This window comes from Bdellovibrio reynosensis, assembly GCF_022814725.1.
Classification (GTDB): Bacteria; Bdellovibrionota; Bdellovibrionia; order Bdellovibrionales; family Bdellovibrionaceae; genus Bdellovibrio; species Bdellovibrio reynosensis.
This window is the reverse complement of the sequence record NZ_CP093442.1, coordinates 1940112-1957787: the sequence shown is the minus strand read 5'-3', so window position 1 is coordinate 1957787 and position 17676 is coordinate 1940112. Positions and strand designations below refer to the sequence as shown.

The 17676-nt window shown below is 42.9% G+C and carries 19 protein-coding genes; 17 read left to right on the top strand and 2 right to left on the bottom strand.

What is annotated here, in order from left to right:
• The first annotated feature begins 40 nt into the window (after positions 1 to 40).
• From MNR06_RS09180 to MNR06_RS09110, 15 genes are all read left to right on the top strand, one after another.
• A complete protein-coding gene (locus MNR06_RS09180; protein WP_243535259.1) occupies positions 41 to 874 on the top strand; it encodes a flagellin N-terminal helical domain-containing protein in 834 nt (277 codons plus the stop codon).
• Positions 875 to 1341: 467 nt separating this feature from the next.
• On the top strand, positions 1342 to 1722 hold the full coding sequence (locus MNR06_RS09175; RefSeq protein WP_243535256.1) for a hypothetical protein: 381 nt from the start codon (positions 1342 to 1344) through the stop codon (positions 1720 to 1722).
• A gap of 228 nt (positions 1723 to 1950) precedes the next feature.
• A complete protein-coding gene (gene fliD / locus MNR06_RS09170) occupies positions 1951 to 3324 on the top strand; it encodes a flagellar filament capping protein FliD (protein WP_243535254.1) in 1374 nt (457 codons plus the stop codon).
• Positions 3325 to 3381: 57 nt separating this feature from the next.
• A complete protein-coding gene (gene fliS, locus MNR06_RS09165) occupies positions 3382 to 3774 on the top strand; it encodes a flagellar export chaperone FliS (RefSeq protein ID WP_243535251.1) in 393 nt (130 codons plus the stop codon).
• Between the two features lie 18 nt (positions 3775 to 3792).
• Positions 3793 to 4218 carry a hypothetical protein gene (locus MNR06_RS09160; protein WP_243535249.1) on the top strand — a complete coding sequence of 142 codons (426 nt, stop codon included), beginning with the start codon at positions 3793 to 3795 and terminating at the stop codon, positions 4216 to 4218.
• A gap of 173 nt (positions 4219 to 4391) precedes the next feature.
• Complete coding sequence (locus MNR06_RS09155; protein ID WP_243535246.1) at positions 4392 to 5441, top strand: tetratricopeptide repeat protein; 1050 nt, start codon at positions 4392 to 4394, stop codon at positions 5439 to 5441.
• A 2-nt stretch (positions 5442 to 5443) separates the two neighbouring features.
• Positions 5444 to 6055, top strand: coding sequence for a hypothetical protein (locus MNR06_RS09150; RefSeq protein WP_243535242.1), 612 nt, complete (start codon positions 5444 to 5446; stop codon positions 6053 to 6055).
• Entirely contained in the window at positions 6055 to 7632 is a 1578-nt protein-coding gene (locus MNR06_RS09145) for a glycosyltransferase family 9 protein (RefSeq protein ID WP_243535239.1), read from the top strand. The genes MNR06_RS09150 and MNR06_RS09145 overlap by 1 nt, the downstream gene beginning before the upstream one ends.
• Positions 7633 to 7688: 56 nt before the next feature.
• Positions 7689 to 9143: a glycosyltransferase family 9 protein gene (locus MNR06_RS09140; RefSeq protein ID WP_243535236.1), complete on the top strand. Its 1455-nt coding sequence runs from the start codon at positions 7689 to 7691 to the stop codon at positions 9141 to 9143.
• Positions 9130 to 9816 carry a hypothetical protein gene (locus MNR06_RS09135; RefSeq protein WP_243535233.1) on the top strand — a complete coding sequence of 229 codons (687 nt, stop codon included), beginning with the start codon at positions 9130 to 9132 and terminating at the stop codon, positions 9814 to 9816. Before MNR06_RS09140 ends, MNR06_RS09135 begins: the two co-directional genes overlap by 14 nt.
• A 166-nt stretch (positions 9817 to 9982) precedes the next feature.
• Positions 9983 to 11773 carry an ATP-binding protein gene (locus MNR06_RS09130; RefSeq protein WP_243535231.1) on the top strand — a complete coding sequence of 597 codons (1791 nt, stop codon included), beginning with the start codon at positions 9983 to 9985 and terminating at the stop codon, positions 11771 to 11773.
• A 24-nt stretch (positions 11774 to 11797) separates the two neighbouring features.
• Positions 11798 to 12151 (top strand): response regulator, encoded by a 354-nt coding sequence (locus tag MNR06_RS09125; RefSeq protein WP_243535229.1) that lies wholly within the window; start codon positions 11798 to 11800, stop codon positions 12149 to 12151.
• On the top strand, positions 12148 to 12726 hold the full coding sequence (gene rsmD, locus MNR06_RS09120; RefSeq protein ID WP_243535227.1) for a 16S rRNA (guanine(966)-N(2))-methyltransferase RsmD: 579 nt from the start codon (positions 12148 to 12150) through the stop codon (positions 12724 to 12726). The genes MNR06_RS09125 and rsmD overlap by 4 nt, the downstream gene beginning before the upstream one ends.
• Complete coding sequence (gene coaD, locus MNR06_RS09115) at positions 12719 to 13207, top strand: pantetheine-phosphate adenylyltransferase (RefSeq protein WP_243535224.1); 489 nt, start codon at positions 12719 to 12721, stop codon at positions 13205 to 13207. Before rsmD ends, coaD begins: the two co-directional genes overlap by 8 nt.
• Positions 13208 to 13210: 3 nt before the next feature.
• A complete protein-coding gene (locus MNR06_RS09110; protein WP_243535221.1) occupies positions 13211 to 14413 on the top strand; it encodes a pyridoxal phosphate-dependent aminotransferase in 1203 nt (400 codons plus the stop codon).
• Positions 14414 to 14495: 82 nt separating this feature from the next.
• Here the strand turns inward: MNR06_RS09110 and MNR06_RS09105 are convergent, their stop codons facing one another.
• The gene (locus MNR06_RS09105; RefSeq protein ID WP_243535218.1) at positions 14496 to 15713 is read right to left on the bottom strand and encodes a hypothetical protein; all 1218 of its coding nucleotides are present in this window, start codon (positions 15711 to 15713) and stop codon (positions 14496 to 14498) included.
• 159 nt (positions 15714 to 15872) lie between these two features.
• On the opposite strand from MNR06_RS09105, the gene MNR06_RS09100 reads away from it, so the two are divergent.
• Together MNR06_RS09100 and MNR06_RS09095 are read left to right on the top strand one after the other, a co-directional pair.
• Positions 15873 to 16781, top strand: coding sequence for a DUF2802 domain-containing protein (locus tag MNR06_RS09100; RefSeq protein WP_243535216.1), 909 nt, complete (start codon positions 15873 to 15875; stop codon positions 16779 to 16781).
• Between the two features lie 3 nt (positions 16782 to 16784).
• Positions 16785 to 17021, top strand: coding sequence for a hypothetical protein (locus MNR06_RS09095; RefSeq protein WP_243535214.1), 237 nt, complete (start codon positions 16785 to 16787; stop codon positions 17019 to 17021).
• 94 nt (positions 17022 to 17115) lie between these two features.
• Here MNR06_RS09095 and MNR06_RS09090 read toward each other — a convergent pair whose 3' ends face one another.
• Entirely contained in the window at positions 17116 to 17628 is a 513-nt protein-coding gene (locus MNR06_RS09090) for a hypothetical protein (RefSeq protein WP_243535212.1), read from the bottom strand.
• Positions 17629 to 17676 lie beyond the last annotated feature (48 nt).

Here is a 17676-nt window from a genome sequence, read left to right as displayed (position 1 = left end):
AAGTAGGTATAAGACGAGCCAATATTTAAGGAGATCCCACATGGGAATGAGAATTTCAACAAACGTATCTGCAATCAACGCGCAAAGAACAATGATGACTTCACAGCGTGAAATCGGAAAATCAATGCAACAACTTGCATCTGGTTCTCGTATCAACAAAGCTGCTGATGATGCTGCGGGATTAGCAATTTCTGAAAATTTAAAATCACAAATCAGATCTTTAAGCCAAGCGGGACGAAATGCGAATGACGGTATCTCGATGGTTCAAACAGCTGAAGGTGGTTTGGGTGAAATCTCTAACATTCTTACTCGTATGAGAGAATTGGGTATCCAGGCTTCGTCTGACACTATCGGTGACACTGAACGTGGTTTCCTAGATAAAGAGGTTCAATTACTTAAAGCTGAAGCACAACGTATCACTCAAACTACTCGCTTCGGTACTACTAAACTGTTAGATGGTTCTGGCGACATGTATGACTTCCAAGTTGGTATCAACAACTCTGAAGATGCTGACAGAATTTCATACAACGCTGGTGAAACTGACGCTACAGCAGCAACTCTTGGAATTGATGGTTTCGACTTCACTTCTAAGACGGGTGCGCAAGAGGCTCTTTCTGCGATCGACTCCGCTCAATCTCAAGTGAACGGTTACCGCGCAGCTCTGGGTGCCTTGCAAAACAGATTGCAATCCACAGTTGATAACTTGGGTGTGCAACATGAAAACATCAGTGCCGCGAACTCTCGTATCCGTGATACTGATATCGCTCAAGCTTCATCTGAAGCGGCTCGTAACCAAGTTCTTCTTGCTTCAAATACTTCAGTATTGGCGCAAGCGAACACGATGCCAAACCAAGCGATGAAATTGATCGCTTAATTTTGAACAAATATTAAAAAGTTTTTGCCAGAGAGGGGTCCTCCGCCCCTCTTGGTACCAACCTACCCCAGAAGGTTGTCGCTTTCTGGGGGTACTTTGTTCAATTTGGAATGCTTGTTGTTTTTGCTCAACAGATTGAATCGAAAATTTACAACTAGAGATATACATCACGATTCAAAATGCTTGCTGGTTTCTTAGGTACCAAGTTTCCAGTTTTCTGAATTACCGTTGCAGGCCGTCTCCGTAAGCAGCAGAATTCGCGAAGACAGGAAGCATTCCAAAATGAACAAGGTATCAAAGAGGGAATGTTTCAAAAAAAGATCTCAGCTAACGAACAAAAGAAAAAATCCCCACCAGGGAATTTTTTGCGTTAGTAAGCTTGGCTTGCCAAGCTGAAGCTTTAGCGAAGGCTGGACTTTAGTACTCTAATTTAAGTTTCCGACGTATCAATCCGATAAGTTCCTCATATGAACATCAAAGGATTGATTTCAAATATTCTTCCCAATAATGATGTGCGCGGAGTAGACCGCACAGGGAAAGCTATTCAATCCGACATGACCCATGATCGAGACGCTAACGGGCAGGAAACCTATAGCGGAAATCAGGAACATCGCGATCCGATGACTGAAGAACAACTCGAAAAAGCCATGGAGCATCTAAGAAATCTTCCTGCTACAAAAGAACACAAGTGGACAATTGAACTCGATGATCTTGCTGCCGACGGCAGATTCGTGATCGTGCGAGATAATCTTGGTAACGTGATTCGCAGAATTCCTGAATTGGAACTATGGACTTTACCAAGTGATGCGCAATCACCGCGCGGGCAATTGCTTAAGCGTTCTGCTTAGAAAACTTTTAAGAAATAAATCCGGACAATAAGTTTTCAGAACGGCGATATTTCATTTTTCTTTTCATGAAATAGCATTTGCTTCCTAGATCGACGTCTAGAGATTTCAGCTCACGTCAAAACCATTGCAGGATAAATTCGATTACAGCTCTAAAACCCGCTCTGCTGGCCCTTTTGCGAGACATTTAATTGACTCACGCAAGTTGCCTCACTTTGACACAATGAATTCATGGCAGGGATTCGTTTTTCAGGCATGGCCTCTGGGCTACCACCAAATATCGTTGAGCAGCTGATGGAAGCTGAACGAATTCCCGTGAAACAAATGGAAGTTCAAAAAACCAAGCAAGAGGACAAACTCAAGCTGGTGAATGAGCTTGAAACCAAAGTTGGTGATGTCACAAAAAACCTCACTGAACTTACAGCCACAAGTGGTTTCGTAGATAAGAAATTTATCAGCGGCGATACAAACGTTGTTGATGGGACCGTGGATCCCGGTAAGTCGGTACCAGGGGACTATGCGATTGAAGTGATTCAGTTGGCGCAAAAGCCAGCGGCAATTTCAAACGGTTTTCCTGATAAAGACCAAACTCAGATTGGTGTCGGATATATCAAATTCGAAACTCCTGATGGTGAAAAAGAAGTTTATATTAACGGTGATAATTCAACGCTAAGTGGAGTGGCAACACAAATCACGAACGCCGGTGTTGGATTAAAAGCTCAAGTGATCGAAGACCGAAAGGACCAAGAAAATCCTTTCAAGATTCTGATCTCTGGATTGGGAACTGGTAAAGACAATCAAGTGAACTTCCCGAAGATTTATCTTCTGGATGGTGACCAAGATATGTTTTTTGAAGAGTCACGCAAAGCTCAAAACGCGAAGGTGAAAATCGACGGTTTTGAAATTGAGATCCCTGATAATAAATCATCGGATCTTATTCCGGGTGTGACACTGGATTTAAAATCCGCAGCTCCAGGTCGGGAAATCCGCTTGGGCGTAAAAGAAAATTTAGAAGTCATCAGCGGTAAAATTAAGTCTTTCGTTGATGCCTACAATGCGGCCCTGGATTTTATCCAGAAGCAAAGTAAGTTGCAGGCCAATGCAGGTGGAAAGCCAGCCCTGGGACCTCTGGGTGGCGACGGTATGATGCGTTCGATTGAGAACAGTCTGCGCCGGGTGATTTTAAATCCACAAATGGGTGTGGATACACCGATCCGCCGAGTGGGTGAGTTGGGAATTGAGTTTAATAGAAACGGTACTTTGAATTTCAACCAGGAAAAGTTCAATAAAACATTGAACGCGGATCCAGGTGCAGTAGCTAACTTCTTTAGAGGTGATGGATTCAATACCGGTTTCGTTGCGACTGTAAAAAGAGAAATTGGCAATTTAATGAATGGCCAATTCGGTGCGATTTCAAACCGTAAGAAGGGTTTGCAATCCCGTATCGATCAGGTGAACAGCCGGATTGAGACAAAAGAAAGACAGTTGGAACGAAAAGAAGAAAGCTTGCGCAAGAAGTTCGCTGACCTTGAAGGCAAGATGTCAGCGATGCAGGCGCAACAAGCCAAATTCGCAGCAATGGCCCAAGGTGGCGGTGGCGGATAATTTATTTGGATTTTATAAGTTTAAGTAATTTGGGACGAGTGTAGGTGAGAGGGGTATATGTCAAACGCATATCAAAAATATAAGACGACGGCAGTGCAAAGTGCATCCAAGGAAAAAATCCTTTTGATGCTTTATGAAGGCGCAATCAAATTCACGAAGCTTGCGATTAAAGCAGCCGAAGAAAAGAAGATTGCAGATCGCGGTATGAACATCGGCCGTGCCTTTGACATTATCATGGAACTTAATAACACCCTTGACCACAAAGTCGGCGGAGATGTCGCTGTTCAACTTGAACAGTTGTATATGTTCATGATGGAACAATATACGAAAGCAAACATCACCGGCGATGCAGAACCATTAAAGGCCAATTTAAAGCTATTGAACACGCTTTATGATGGTTGGGTTCAAGCTGTTGAAAAAATTAAAAAAGAAACTGAAAAAGCGGGCTAATTACCACGGAGGGGAACTGTGAATAGGATTATCACGTTGCTGAACGAAAAGAATCATTACCTTGAAAAATTCTACGCCTTGAATGAAGTAGAATTGGCAAACTTTGCGCAAGGTCAATTCGACAATATCGAATATTTTTATCAAACCCGCGAAAGAATTCTAGACGTAATCAAATACGTTGATGCGCAAATTGATAAGGCCCATGACGGTGTCCAACAAATGGGCGGCATCACAGAATCCCAACGCAACGAAGTTAAAGAAGCATTGGCAATCAAAGATGAGTATGTAGCCCGTATCATCGAACAAGATATTCAAGTACTTGCATGCATCGAAATGGCGAAAAATTCGATCATCAAGGAACTTCAAGAAGTTCGCCGCACCAAAAAAGGTGTGAGTGGATACAAGACTAAGACATTCACAAATCGTTTAGACGAAGAGGTCTAGGCAATTTATTCTCATTCACTCCGGCTTCGCCGGAGTAGCGATGACAAAAACCTGACGGAGCTTTCAGCGAAAGAGTCAAAACTTTAGGCGGAAGGCTTCCCAGATCAAATTAAATCAGTTCTTAAAGATGGCATCTGTGTTGCTCCTCGATTTTGGTGAGGAGACAAGTTCAGATGTTGGAAAATCAGTTCGTTCAAAAGTCCAGTGAAGTTTCAAGTCAACAGGCACCCGCTGATCCGTTAAACGAAGGCGCTGGAAAAATCTATTTAGATCCACAAGAAGCCATCGCCGATTTCGAAGCAGATTTACAGACTCAAAGAGAAATCACACAACTAGATCCAAGAGTTTCTTCTTACATTCGTCACGCGCAAACGCTGATGAAACACAAAGAATTTTCTTTGGCGATGAATCTATTACGCCAAGCTAGCAATTTTGATTCTAAAAATCCAATTACCTTGGACATGCTTGGTATGTGCTTGGAAAATTCAGGCCGCTTCAGCGAGGCATTGATCGCCCGTAAAGCTTTAACGGGTGTCGATTATGGCTTTGACAGTCTTTATAAATTGGCAACAACATATTATAAATTAGGCCAAGATCAAGAAGCTTTGAATAAATACTATGAAGCCTTGGCTGTATTAACTGAAGAAAACAGTCATCTTTTTGATTTATATAAAAACATGGGAAATATTTTTGTGCGCCAGGGTGATTTCGACGGCGCAGAAGAATATTACAATAAAGCGTACACTTTAAATCCTCAATCAGATGTTTTGCTGGTGAACTTCGGTACTCTTGAAGTGCAAAGAAATGATTCTGATAAAGCTCTTTATTGTTTCCGCAAAGCTGTAGAGATCAATCCACAAAATGACAAAGCATGGGTGGGGCTTGCCATGGTTCATAACCAATTGGGCGACAGTGATCTTGCTTGGGCCAATATTGAAGCGGCGATGGATATCAATCCGCAAAACCGCACGGCTGTTCACTTGGCTGCGAACTGGGGCTTAAGAGATTCCAAAGTTCACAGAGCCATCGAAGGCCTGCAGGCTTACCTAGCGACCGTAGAGGAAGATGAAGACATGTCTTTGGTGCTTATCAATCTTTTCTGCACAGTAGGGCAAATCGACAAAGCTCTTTTAGAAATGGAAAGAGTCCTTTTGTGGAATCCAGATCACCAAGAAGTACGCAATTTAAAGAAACAACTGCTTTCATCTCAGAAGGTTGCATAATTATGTCATCAATTACTTTTTCAGAAAATCATGAATCCTCTTTTATCGCTTACGACGATGGACAACCTTTAGCTTGCCTTCGTGATCCGCGCGCAGAAGGTCTTAAATGGGCTTATTCTTTAGGACCAATGCCCGCTAATCACGTTGTTATCGTTGGGTTGGGTTCTGGTTTTCACGTGGCAGCTCTTGCTGACATCGATGCTGAAGTTCAAATCACAGTGGTGGAATCAAGAGAATCCCTGATCACTGTTTTTAGATCACAGTTCCCAGATCTAAAAGACCGCGTAAATATCGTGGTTGCTCAAAACACTGAAGACATCTTTAAAACGGATTTCTATCAGGAAGTGGTTGATCACCGCGCTTATGTTCTTTCTTTCAGAGAATGCTGGGGCCCACGCACAGAATTTTTCTCGCAAATGTTTGCGCACCTGACGGGTCGCACTTTGGAAGCTGTGAAATATCACTTCCAAGAATTTGGTATCAATATGAAGGCTCTTTACCTGCAACCAGATCATCTTTTATCAATTAAAGATGTTTTGCCAGTGGTGGAGTCTTCAAACATGGATGACAACAAAAAGAAGATCTTCCGTGTTTTAGGTGAATTGGTGAAATAATGAAGATTTTGGTTCTTTCGCTTCTTAGATTAGGTGACATCATTCAGCAAGGCCCTTTGTTAAGGGCTTTGCGCGCCAAATATCCAGAAGCGCAGATCCATCTTCTTTTAAACCATCAGTTTGCAAATGTAGAAAAGGTTTTAGACGGGGTCGTAAATAAATTTATTTATTTTGATCGCGAGCACATCCAAAAAGGGTTGGGTGAAGCTAATTACAATATCTTATGGTCCTATACCCAGGTTGAAAATCTTGTGAAGGAATTAAACAGCGAAAACTACGACCTCGCACTTAATTTCACCCACAACAAACTTTCAGCCTTTCTATTGGGAACTCTGCAAATCCCAGATCGTCGTGGTCTTTACCAAGATGAAGGACGCTTCCAAGGATTAAATAATCCTTGGCTTCGTTATTTTAACGAACGCTTTTCTGGAACTCAGAAATCCTTGTTCCATTATGTGGAGCTTTTAGGAAATGCTTTTGACTTACCATTAGATAAGTCACCGGTTCCTGCTAAAGACAGAAAAAAGAAAACAGTTCTTTTTCAATGTCTTACCAGTGACCAAAAAAAGAACTGGGGATTGGAAAATTTCCGTCAGTTAAAAAGGACTATCGAGCTTGCCTTAAACGACTACCAAGTAAAGATCTTGGGCGCTTCGTTTGAAAGAGACACGTTATCTAAAGTCTTCGCAGAAAGTGAACTTTTGATCTGTGATCTTTCCGAAGTAAAAAGTCATTTAAAGGAAGCCGCACTTTTAGTGACTGGCGACACCAGTATTAAACACTTGGCTGCGCAGTACGGAACTCCGATTGTAGAATTGGCATTAGGTTCCAGTGATTCTTCAAAAACCGCAGCTTATTCTGAGAACTCAGTAGTTATCGAAACTAAAGTTCCTTGTGCGCCTTGCAACCATTCACAAGCTTGTCATCAGCCACGTCAGTTCTGTGCAGAGGATATCTCTGTGGAAGATGTGTTTGCTGCGGCGTGGGATCAGTTGAGTGGCGAAAAAATGCAGCAGAAAAATCTTAGAAAGTATCTAGATCGTTCTGTGTGGGAATTACACTTAAATAGAAAATCCCCAGAACAAAAGCCTGACTATTCCGCAGCTATAGCTTCGTTATATCTGAACCCAGCCATGGTGACTTTCCAGGAATCTTTGCCAAGCTGGAACGCTGATACTGAATTGCTAAATACTTGGTATAAAAAGGCTAAACAAGTTTTGCCAGCTAGGGAAGTGTTGGCAACTAAAAAGAATTTTCAATCTAGCGACGTGTCTGAACTGATCATGATCGCACAGGATATTTTAAAATCTAAAAAAGACGGAGCAGGTTACTTCCAAGGTTTCATTGAAGCCTTGCTGACTCGCTTCACCCATCCCGTTCAAATTTATGACCGTGTTAACGGTGCCTTACTAGAAACTGCAGAGCTTTTAAATATACGTGAATCATTGACTCAACAGTTGTGTTCACTTTCTACGGAAGGAAATTTTTATGCAAAAGGAATTGGACAATTACCTCAGCATGGCTTTGAAGAGGCTCGAGAAAGCCTACGAAGAAATCCGAAAGACGCAAGCCTATAACCAGGAAGCCGAACGAATTCAACTGTTAAAGGAACTCGTAAAGGAACAGGTTAAGAATGAAAATTCTAGTCATCCAGCTCGCTAGGCTTGGGGATATTTATATGACTTGGCCTGCTTTGCGGGCGTTACGCCGTAGCTATCCCGCGGCAGAGATTCATTTTCTTTCCCGTCCTCGTTTTGAAGGCGCCGTGGAAGGTCTGTCGGCGATTGATCGCCATTGGACTTTACCTACTAGCAATATCTTAGCTCCCCTTGTTCAAGAAGAAGCTAACGTCACTGAATCCCTTCAACTTCTTGGGAACTTTATTGATGAAGTTAAAGCGCAAAACTTTGATTGGATCATCAATTTCACGTTCTCTCCGGCTTCAAGTTACTTAACTCATTCATTAAGTTCTTTATTTACTAAAGTGAGCGGTTATTCCCGCTATAAAGATGGAACATTGTGTTTGCCTGATGAAATCAGTGCTTATTTTTATGCGCAGGTAGGAATTGGTAAAGCAAACCGCGTGCATGTTGCAGACGTACTTGCATCCATGATTGACGTGCAGTTTGTTGAATCTGACTGGGCACCACCAGAAGCCATGGCGACATCTTTAAATTTGCCAGAGCAATACCTAGTTTTGCATGTAGGCGCGAGTGAAAAACAAAAATCACTATCTCCGGCAACCTGGGCGCAGACTTTAAATTATTTCGCTAAGAGATATTCGTCATTGCCGATCGTTTTAATAGGTGCCGCTTCCGAATGGAATTTAGCTGACGAAATTCAAAGGTCCGTTCCAAATCTGACTTTCTTGAATCTTGCGGGTAAAACTAAGATCTCCGATTTATTTTCCATCATTCAAAAAGCAGATTTGCTTATTGGCTGCGACAGCGCCCCGATTCACATGGCTTCCTTAACAGATACGCCGACTTTGAACGTCAGTATCGGTGAAGTGAACTTTTGGGAAACAGGTCCCAAAGCGACTTTGGGATTTATCTATCGTAGTGATAACGAAGGAACCCTGGTGCCAGAACGCTTGGGTGAAGTCCTTGCCTTGCTATTAGAAGGTAACGTTGCCCCTGAACTTATCACTCGCACAAGTGGCATGGTCAGTTACGACAAACCAGAAACGCCGGCAGAAAAATTCCGCTGGCAGTTAACCGAAGCTTTATATCTTGGTGGAAGTTACCCAGTGGCAGAACGTATAGAAATCATCAAAGGCGCTATGCAATTGAATGATATCAATAGCTTCGCCATGGAACAGATCCGGTTAATTCCAACCAAAGGTTTAGAGTTCGTAGGTCCCTTATTAGATCGCGCAGAAGAAGTTATACAAACTATTAGCCAATCGGTCCCTGAGCTGGGTCCTCTAATTAGCTGGTACCAAGCGGAAAAAATCCGTATCGGTCCTGGCACCCTAGAGGAGATTTGTACCGCAGCTTTGAGTGTTCATGAGAAGATGGCTCGCCATATTCATGTCTACATTCCTCAAGAGGCCATTGATGAAGAGGTAGACAATGGAACGCTTTAAAGTATCAGGTGATGATTTAAGAAATTTCTATCAAGGCAATATCGAGCTTGGAAAGGTCTTTAGCGACATCGAGTCTGACTTAAGATCTACAAACCAAGTCGTATGCCGTTATATCGTCAACGGTCTTGAGATCGCTGAAGCCGAAGAAGCGAAATTTGCGACAGTAACCTTAGAGCAAATTGAAACGTTGGAATATCTTACGGAAAACAGCCGTGACCTTACTTCGATTGTCCTTAAAGGATGGATCGAAGCATTGCCAGAATTGATTCAAAACACCGAAAACCTGGCGCAGAGAATGCGCACCCAAGGGTTCACGGGTCTTTTAAAATCAATTCACGAACTGGTATCCAATTGTGAGTATCTGATTGACAGTACAGTGATGATTAAGAGCACAATGGGGGACCAATTCTTGGTCACTAGTCCAGTTGATTGGTTTAAAGCCGAAGAAGAAAGCAAAAGAACTGTGACTGAGGCACTTCAAGCTTTAGAAAATAAGGATTTTGTTCTTTTAGCCGACGTCCTAGAGTATGATTTGAACAATGTTCTGCAGATGTGGTTAGATCATTTGCGGATGTTGGAGAAGTCACTTAATGGGGAATACACCGGACCTAATTCTATCGATACCAACCAAACTAGATCCAATTCTATGGGTGGGAAACGTATCGCCAATTAGACTTCCGCATTTTTTTCCGTTTCAGAAAAAAGAAGTGCAGATTATTTTCAGGGCCTCGGTTGAAGAGGCCTTGCCTCTTTTAAAAATCCAAAAGTTTTCCTCGATCTTAGTCCAGAACACGGAAGATGCCTTAGAGTTCCTCGTCGAAGCGAGAATGTATCAGCCTATGGCGCCGAGACTGCTCATTGCCGAAAATCTGTTAGAACAAGAAGTGCGCGAGGGCATCAATCGCGCTCAAATCTATCGCTTCATGCGCTGGCCCTTATCTGAAAAAGAAATCTGGGAGCAATTGGAAAGCGCCTTGCAGCGCCACTCGATGTTTTTGTCACGTTCTTTGCTGTTAAAAGAGTCTTCCCACCAGAATAAGGAATTGGAGGCGTTAACCCATTCCCTAGAAGGTTTGGTTGAAGAGCGCACGAAATATATTGAATTGTCCCATAATGAAGAAAGTGAAAAGCTGAACCGTGAACGCCAGCTTCTTCGTTTCATCAAAGATCTAGCAACCCAAACATCGTTTGAAGACATCCTGGGAATATTAAGAAAAGAACTTCGCAAATTCCACAAAATGGGGGATCCGGTCTTAGTTTATCGTCTTGCCGGGGATAAAACTTTTTTCATTAGTTTTCAGCTAGGCCACTTTACCCAAAGTGAATCCCTGACTCATTTCGAATTTCCTAAAGCAGCACAAATTCCCAATTCTGAGTTGATCAGACATTTTGCAAATCATTTCGGAAGACCGTTTATTAAAGCTTACGTTTTACCACTAGAACTTCGCTTAACCAGTCACTTCGTGGGTGGCCAAGCTGAAGCCATCTTGTGTATTGAAAACTCACTGACTGATAAAGAAATGGGCCCGTTCGTTGATTTCATTTCAGATCGCATGCGCCCGTTAAGCATGGCTTTGGACCGTGTACTATTGGAAAATCAGCTTTCAAGCTTTTCTTATCGCTGGGAAAAAACCTTCGATAATATGCGCGACCCCATTGCGATCGTTGACCTTGAATACAATGTGGTTAGAGCCAACCGTAAGTTTAACGATAAGTTCATTCACGAAAAGTGCTATCAAAGTTTTGCCCATAAAAAAGCTCAATGCGAAGGTTGCCCCGTGCCCCAAGCATTGAAAGAAGGAAAACCTGCCGCAGGACAAATTCAAGTCGACGGGCGCGTGTACCAGGTGCAGTCGTATCCGTTACTTTTGGATGAAGGTGTTCGTCCTACAAATGTGGTGAATCAATATGTGGATATCACCCAAAGCCGTGAACTTTACTTGCGCATGTTGCAAAGTGAAAAGATGGGCGCCATCGGTATGCTTGCGGGGAATATTGCCCATGAGCTTAATAATCCATTAACCGGGCTTAGAGCATTAGCTCAGGTTCTGTTACAAGAAGCCCCTCAAGACGGAAACCTTCATTCTGATTTGATCGAGATTGAAAAGGCAACTGCAAGATCACAAAGAATTATTAAGAATTTGTTGGATTTTTCTAAGGGCGAAGACCAACCTTCTGAGTTTATCAGTGTGGATGAGGTGATTGAGCGTACTTTACCGATGTTGAAATCGGCACTGCGCACCCATCGCCTTGAAGTGGATTTGCAGACGCTGAATATTACTGTGTCCGTGGACTCTCACTTGCTTCAACAGGTGGTGTTTAATCTGATTAACAATGCCTGTCAGGCCATGAAAGACCCAGGTCGTCTGCGAGTCACAACTCGCTTGGATGGCGGTAAGGTTTTAGTAGACATTGAGGATACCGGTCCAGGCATACCAGCAGATATTCAACGACGCATCTTTGAACCTTTTTTTACCACAAAAAAAGAGGGACACGGCACCGGTCTTGGGTTAAGTATGTCAAAGTCCATAATTGAAAAATTTGGGGGCACCATCCAATTTCGCAATGTGGAACCTCATGGAACCTGTTTCACTATCGTGCTCCCTCATAAAAGTCCGGAGTCTGCCTAACTCCGGGTTCACCGGGGCCGGCTTATGAAAATTCTGATCGTAGATGATGAAGTTTTAGTCCGTCGCTCTTTAAGTCGCGCCTTAAAAAACAAAGGTTATGAAGTTACTGAAGCTGTAAACGGAACCGAAGGTCTTCAATTTTGGAAAAGTATTAATCCTGATTTGGTTTTCTTAGATGTCTTAATGCCCGGAATGACGGGCCCTGAAGTTTTAAAAGAAATCGGTTCAGACTCAAAAGCAAAAGTTATCTTGATGTCGGCATTTTCCGGTGAGCATAATATGCAGACGGCTCAGCAGATGGGTGCGAATCTTTTTGTACCTAAACCGTTTGAAGATATTTTTGCAGTCGTGAAGATGGCTGAGGATTTGTTAGCATGAGAATTATTGCCGGTAAGTACAAAGGTCACCAATTAGTTGCATTTAAGGCTGATCACATTCGCCCGACCACAGATCGCGTGAAAGAAACTCTTTTCAATAAATTGCAATTCCAAATGGAAGATTCCAAGGTTGCTGACCTTTTTTGTGGAACAGGGAATCTGGGAATCGAAGCACTTTCCCGTGGTGCGAGCTTTTGTACATTTGTCGAAAAAAATCCAAAGTCCTTAACCATCACCAGACAGAACCTTGAAAAGCTAAAGGTACCTGCTGACCAGTTAAAAATTATTAACATGGATGTCTTGGCCTTTTTAAAGTCCTATGAAGGCGAACCTTTTGATATTATTTTTGCCGACCCACCTTTTACTGAAAAGATGGCCCATTTCGTAATGGAAGCGGCCAGTGTCAGTGCTGGATTTGGAGCGCACACAGTGTTAGCAATTGAATCAGAGCGTAAAGAACGCATGGAAGATCGCTATGGTTCACTTGTCCGCTTCAGTAAAAAAGAATTTGGCGATAAGATCCTAAGCATGTTCTGCCACGAAAGTGCCCTGGAAGGTGAGCAAACGAATGACTAAAATTGCGGTATATCCTGGAAGTTTTGATCCGATCACAATGGGTCACGTTGATATCATCAATCGTATCGCACCTTTTTATGACCAAGTGATCGTACTGGTTGCTCAATCTTCGCAAAAACAATCTTTGTTCACGGCTGAAGAAAGAAAGGCTTTGATCGAACAGTCATTGCCGCACACAAAAAACGTAAAGGTTGATATCTTCGGTGGCCTGACCGTCGATTATATGAAAAAAGCCAATGCCCAAGTGATTGTGCGTGGACTGCGTGCTGTGGTGGACTTTGAATATGAAATGACCATGGCGAATATGAATAAAAAATTAGCGCCGGAAATTGAAACTCTTTTGGTGTTCGCAAGCCCTGAGTATTATTACATCTCTTCCCGTGGCGTAAAAGAAATTGCCGTGAATGGCGGAGCACTTAAAGATCTTGTTCCGGAAATCGTTATCTCAGCTTTGGAAAAAAAATATAAAAAAAAGGAGTAAGTCTTGATACAACTTTCTAAAAGAGCCCAAAACTTAAAGACCTCTCCCACTCTTTTCCTAGTGGCAAAAGCCCGCGAACTAGCTTCGCAAGGTCACGATGTCATCTCGTTGACAGTAGGTGAGCCTGACTGGCCAACGTTCAAAGCGCCGTCAGAGGCGGGGATAGAGGCGATTCAAAAAGGAATCACAAAATACACTCCTGCAAGTGGAACTTTAGAGTTGCGTAAAGCTATCTCTGAGAAAATTAAAACGGAGCTTGGCTTTGAATACACTCCTAAAGAAATCACCGTAGCTTCAGGTGCCAAGTACATCATCTTTGCAGCTTTGCAGATGTTATGCAGCCCTGGCGATGAAGTGATCGTGGCGACACCATATTGGGTCAGCTATCCAACGATGATCGAACTTGCCGACGGGGTTCCCCACATCGTTGAATGCGGTGAGGTTGAAAACTTCAAAATCACTCCGGAGCTTTTAGAAAAAGCCATCAACGCCAAAACGAGAGCGTTCTTGTTCTGCTCGCCAAGCAACCCAACTGGATTGCAGTATTCTGCTGAAGAACTAAAGGCATTGGCGGAAGTTTTAAGAAAACATCCGCACGTAGCGATCATTTCTGATGACATCTATAACCGCTTGGTTTTCGATGGCACAAAAGTAGCGCCCCACATCTTGCAAGTGGCACCGGATCTTCGTGATCGTACGGTGCTGGTGAACGGCGGCTCAAAAGCTTATTCAATGACGGGCTGGAGAATCGGTTGGGCCGCGGGCCCTGAACGTTTAATCACGGCCATGGCTGATTACCAAAGTCAGTCAACGGGTTCACCTTCAAGTATTTCACAACATGCGTTGCTTGCGGGCCTTAAGGTAAGTGAAGGCGATATCGCAGAAGTGGTTGCAAAGCTTATTAAAAGAAAGTTTTCGGGCTTAAAAGAATTGTCTTCTATTGAGCAATTCAAAGTCGCTGAGCCTCAAGGCGCGTTTTATTTCTGGGTTGATATCAGATCTTGTTTGGGAAAAACCTATAAAGACAAACTGGTAAGAACTTCAAAAGACTTCTGTGACATTTTATTAGACCAATACTTCGTCGCAACAGTACCTGGCGCTGAATGTGGAACCGAAGGTTTTATGCGTTTAAGCTTTGCAGTTTCGGAAGAAACGATGAGCAGAGCCATCAAACGAATGAAAGAATTTGTAGGGGAGCTAGCCTAAGCGACTCTCGGTACCGACTTTATCCCAAAAAAAAGGAGAGCTTAGGCTCTCCATTTTTATTTCTAAATTTTCAAACCAGATGTTAGAACAAGCTCTTAAAGAAGTTAACGATCTTAGCGAAGAAACCTAGCTCTTGCGCTAAAGGAACCGCTTTCGCCACAGAACTTGGTGCGCGGTCACTACATTGATATTTAAGCGCAATGCTGTGACCCGCAGGCACTGGAGTATCAAACACTAGGTTCTGACCTTCGATACGGGATTGCACAGGTCCAATCGTTGGAGTGATTGTTACCGTGATATTGCCATTGTAAGGGCTGCATTCTAAAGGAACCGAGCTTAATGAATCTTGAATACGCTCTAGGAACAAATTCAAGTTTGTAGCGTAGTCTTCAGCACAGATACTTCCAACGCCACCACCAGTTAAATTAGAAAGTTCAGCATATTTGAAGCCATAGTGACTCTTAGCTCCACCAGCATCTTGCGAAGATTTGCAGGCTGTGTCCCCTGGTTTTACGATGATTGAATTCACTGTAAAACGGCGAGCGCTACCGAAGACTTCTTTAATATAAGATACAAGAACTGCAGGCTTATCTTCTTCTTCTAGCGGTTTATTTTCACCAGAATAAACCTGTTGGGAGGCATCACCCGCGATACTTCTTTCATCTTCATCAGAAATGATAATGTAGGCGATCGCTGAATCTTCACGGTAGCAACCACTGTTCGGTTGATAACGAAGATCACCGTTGTAAACGTGATGCCAGGCCGCTTTAATACCGCGCTCGTCATCAGAATTCGCCCAACCTGCGTTGATATAGTTGATAGTGTTCGTGAATATATTTGAAAGGTTCGCAGTCCCTTTTTTAAGAACCATTCCTAAGCTATTAGAAGCGGTCGTGGAGTTCTGCCAGTAAATCGAAGCACCCCAGGCATTTTGCGTAGAAGAAACAGGCAACGCACGGGTTACTGTCGCACACATTTGCCAGTCAATATTTGAATTTTGAAGTTGGGTTACGAAACCATTTAACTTGGCAGCAAGCTTTTGATTATCTGGAAGCATTGAGTTCGAGTCATCGACCACAAGAATGATATCAAGCTTGTTATCAGTAGCTTCAATCATTGTATTCGTTTCAATATCACGCAAAGTTGCCTTCGGATCTGTTGGTGTCGGCGTGTTCTCTTCAGTCACGTTCGGAGCGTCTTTAACTGCGGGAGAAGTAAACTGAACGGGGCCGCAAGATGTTAGAAACAGAAAACCAATTAAAGAGGTTGATAGAACCCCTTTTGATAAATTTTGAAGCATATACAACGCTCCCCTTTGTTGCATATTAGCACACGGTAAAACGTGTACCAAAGCGGGTTAGGGTCTAGGTCTTGGTTTGAAACAATATGGACCATCGTCTCATTGTGAGAATCCTCACGTCGAGTTTAGAATTTATATTAATAGTGGCGGGGAGGCCGGGTGAGCTTTTGGTTCTTACTTCAAGTGCTTGTAAATTTGATTCTTTTGGCAGGCGTTGTGGGATTGTGGATTCGACTGCAAAGACCCCCTAAAGATGACCCAAGACTAAGTAAAGGTCTGCAGCTTTTGCAAAGTAAAATTGCTGTATTAGAGGACCTTTCTGATCGCACCGAAACCCAAGTAAATCAATTAACGGCTTTGCTTGAACAAAAAGTAAAAGACATTCAAATCAAAATTCAATCTGCTGATAAACAATTAGCTAAGATTGAACAATCGATGCAAAAAAGTTTGGAAGTGGCAAAGATCTTTCAAGATCGTATTCCCCACACTGAAATCGTGGAACGCAAAAACACTATTAAATATGTAAAAGCAGCGCGCCTTGCCCATCAAGGTTTAAGCGTTGATGAAATCGCAGATCAAGTGGATCTTTCTCGCGGTGAAATCGAATTCATCGCTAAAGTTAATAAAGATCAATTGATGTTCTGTGAAGACAGTCTGCCAGAGTGGATTCAAGACGATGCAGACACTGCAGCTTCACAAATGCAGTCGGATTTAAGTGATGTTGATAACATCAGCTTTATGACTCCGCTGCACCGTGAATCGGTTCCAGATTTGAGCACAGTATTCGAAGTTCCAAAGACGGACCAAGAAGCATTGAAAAAATTAGGTGATGCATTTAAAGCGGCTTGCGCAGAAGTTAAAGAGCAAGAAGAAGCGTCTCAACAAACGGCGAACAATGTTTCTGCGTTATTCAACGTAACTCAAAATATGGCGCAAACTTTCTTAAGTGAAAAACCAACTCCTACAGCTCCGACGGCAACCCCGATCGCAGCTACTAAAGGTAAAAAAGATGGAGTGGTTCGTCCTGTAGAATTCCGCCGTATCGACATGACCAAGGATTTAGGTTAATCCTTGGCTTCCACCGCCTTTTTAAAGTCATTACAAAAAGGCCAAATCTTAAAGGCCAAAGTGGAAGAGGTCACTTCACCCACTTCGGCCCTTTGCAACTTCCAGGGCGAACTTTTACTGATCGCCAATCAAACAGGAAAATCTTTGCAAGTCGGTGATCCGATCACCTTGCAAGTGATAAGTGTGAATCCTCTGCAGTTTGAAATCTTTAATTCTAGAAAATTCGAACGAGTAATATAAAAAAGCCCCGTTCCCGGAGCTTTTTTTCGGACTCGTCACGCCGTAGCTTTAGCGGAGGCGGAAGCTTTAGCGAAGGCGGAGGCTTTTGAGTTTTCTATTTGGAACTCTCTTTAATGAACAAAGTCAGATAGTGGCGAACCATGTATTCCAGTTTCACCGGCAAACCTTGGTAAGTCCAAGCAAGCTCACCGAAAGCACCCCACTTAGCTTCAACGATATGTTCATCCATAACGTTGGTTGCAACTTGCTGAGCTTCTGTAGAACCCGGAGTAGGAATGTAGTTCGTACCGATAAAGTTAAAACGAATGCTGATTTGTCCCGGAGCTTTCAAAGAGAAAATCATCTTAAAGCCATTACGGAATAACATGAAATCCGCATGGGTTTTTGCGATGCCATAAATTTTAATGCGGCCTAAGGCAGAAGGCTTCAATTCATTGAATGAAGTAGAAGCATCGACAAACTCAGTTTTAAGTTCCAACAAAAACTGAATGGTCTCGTTGATAAGAATCTTATCAGCGTCAAAGCCAAAGCTCATATCCACAAGCCCAGACTCTTCCATCTGTTGTTCAGCCTTCACAAGTTCTTTAATCCAGCTGATTTTTTCCATCAGTCCTCCAAGACGCGAGTTGTCGTTATTGTTAATGATTTCGAGGGC